The 503-nt window shown below is 43.9% G+C and carries 1 pseudogene; it reads right to left on the bottom strand.

Going from position 1 to position 503, the window contains the following annotated elements:
• A pseudogene (gene rsbQ / locus ADICYQ_RS31385) lies at positions 1 to 229 on the bottom strand (sigma factor SigB/phosphatase RsbP regulator RsbQ); the annotation flags it as partial.
• Positions 230 to 503 lie beyond the last annotated feature (274 nt).

Here is a 503-nt window from a genome sequence, read left to right as displayed (position 1 = left end):
CCTGGGCATAGCCGTCAAGTGTCTGGTAACGATTCAGGTCATATGCGCGCAAATCTGAATGTCCCGAACCGACGTAATCAAACAAAATCACCCGATGATCTTCTTCAAAGGCAGGTGCCACGGCATTCCACACACTTTGATCGCATCCAAAACCAGGTGCGAACATGATAGATGCTTTGCCGCTGCCTTTCACCTTCACATGATTTCTAGACAAAATCGCTTCGTTCATGATTGGCTCCTTTCAGCCGGAAAGTAATATAAAGTTCAATATTTCAATCATAACACTCGGATGGTTTGAAGAGTGTATCTTTCTATGAATGTCACAGCAGTTTAAAAGAAAGAGGACATGGGAGATAGAAAAGATGGATGAATTGGAAGATGCAGGAGGAGGATTGCCTAGACATCGGGGTGAGAAAAAATGACATTTGTCACTCCATCATCAAGACACCTCATACTAACCACAGCTGCTCCGTCTACCGAAAATGTATAAAAGGGCTTCAGCC

This window comes from Cyclobacterium qasimii M12-11B (assembly GCF_000427295.1).
Taxonomy (GTDB): Bacteria; Bacteroidota; Bacteroidia; order Cytophagales; family Cyclobacteriaceae; genus Cyclobacterium; species Cyclobacterium qasimii.
The sequence above is the reverse complement of the archived record's forward strand: the minus strand, read 5'-3'. Positions and strand labels throughout refer to the sequence as shown.